General features: G+C 63.0%; 3 protein-coding genes. 2 read left to right on the forward strand and 1 reads right to left on the reverse strand.

Annotated elements, in window-relative coordinates; genetic code table 11:
• Nucleotides 1–513: catalase (locus tag HX846_RS36845; protein WP_178967419.1), on the reverse strand; the 513-nt coding region annotated here is incomplete at its 3' end.
• A 171-nt stretch (nucleotides 514–684) separates the two neighbouring features.
• Between HX846_RS36845 and HX846_RS36850 the strand changes: the two genes are divergently transcribed.
• On the forward strand, nucleotides 685–1,191 hold the full coding sequence (locus tag HX846_RS36850) for an RNA polymerase sigma factor (protein ID WP_003212456.1): 507 nt from the start codon (nucleotides 685–687) through the stop codon (nucleotides 1,189–1,191).
• Nucleotides 1,188–1,348 (forward strand): anti-sigma factor (locus HX846_RS40090; protein ID WP_372242069.1); only part of this gene is annotated, 161 nt, incomplete at its 3' end. The genes HX846_RS36850 and HX846_RS40090, both read left to right, overlap by 4 nt.

A 1,348-nucleotide genomic window follows, 5' to 3' on the forward strand; every position in this document is an offset into this window, starting at 1 on the left:
CGGCTTGCCGGTGGCCGGGTCAGGTGCGCCGGCCTTGAGCATCTCGAAGAAGGCCTCGGGCGTGCCCACCGGGAACACCGGCATGCTGTTCATCCCGGTGCGCCATTGCTGGCCGTTGGCCAAGTTGAACTGCAAGGCAAAACTGCGGATCGGCACGCTGCTGTCCGGCGCATACGGGTTGCCGCTGGGCAGCGCAAAACGCCCGATAACCGGGGTGCGCGCCTCGCTGAATACCTGGGCACTGGAGTACTGGCGCGCTTCGGGGCTGCTCTCGAAATAACCGGCCACGCACACGCCCTTGGCATGGTTACGCCGGTAGCCAGGGTGCAAGCCGTTGTTGGTTTCCAAGGCATTGACCAGGGTTTTGGGACGCAACCGCTGTGGGTCGAGGCTTCCGTTAACGTAGGCAAACGCCCCGGCCACGACGGCAACCACCACGCCGATGCTGGCCAACCGAATTATCAGGCTTGCGGTGCTCAACGGCGGACGGGGCGGTGATGAGTGATCTACCATGAAATAACTCCAGGGCCCAAGGCCTTGAGTGGGTGAAACATAAGGTCGGAACACTTGGGACGAACGCCAGCGCACTCTATTCCCTGGCCTGCTGTTTATTTTTATTGGCCTGGAATAACCTTCAACGCCGGACGTCTTCCTAGTCCCAGCGTAGTGACTAGCCAGAATCCCATGCACGAACTCGACGAACAGTTACGTGAACTCATCCCCAGGTTGCGGCGTTTTGCCGTGTCCCTGACGCGTAACACCAGCAGCGCCGACGACCTGGTGCAGGCGAGCCTTGAGCGCGCGATCATCAGTTGGGCCGACAAACGCCTCGAAGGCGACTTGCGCGCCTGGCTGTTCTCGATCCTCTACCGGCAGTTCCTCGACGCCCATCGGCGCTCCCGGCGGTACACACGCATGCTCGAATTTTTCACCGGCCGCGATGATTCGCAGCCGTCGGTCGAGCGCACCGTCATCGCGCAATCGACCCTGCAAGCCTTCGACAAATTGAACACCGAACAGCGCGCCCTGCTGCTGTGGGTCTCGGTGGAAGGCTTGAGCTACAAAGAAGTCGCCGACATCCTCGAGGTGCCCGTGGGCACCGTGATGTCTCGCCTGTCGCGCGCGCGCCAGGCCCTGCGCCAGCTCAGCGACGGCGAAATCACCAGCCCTGCCCTGCGGATACTCAAATGATCAGCCTGCCTCCCAGCGAACGCGATTTGCATGCCTACGTCGATCACCAGCTCCTGGACGCCGACCGCCGCCAGCTCGAAACCTGGCTGGCGGCCCACCCGGACGTCGCCGCCCAGGTGCACGCCTGGCAACAGGACGCGCAGCACCTGCGGGCATC

The sequence above is a fragment of the Pseudomonas sp. K5002 genome (assembly GCF_013386655.1).
GTDB lineage: Bacteria > Pseudomonadota > Gammaproteobacteria > Pseudomonadales > Pseudomonadaceae > Aquipseudomonas.

Bases quoted from the DNA above. Each gene is read 5' to 3' on its own strand.
- HX846_RS36850 (WP_003212456.1), top strand. From the start codon at position 685: ATGCACGAACTCGACGAACAGTTACGTGAACTCATCCCCAGGTTGCGG.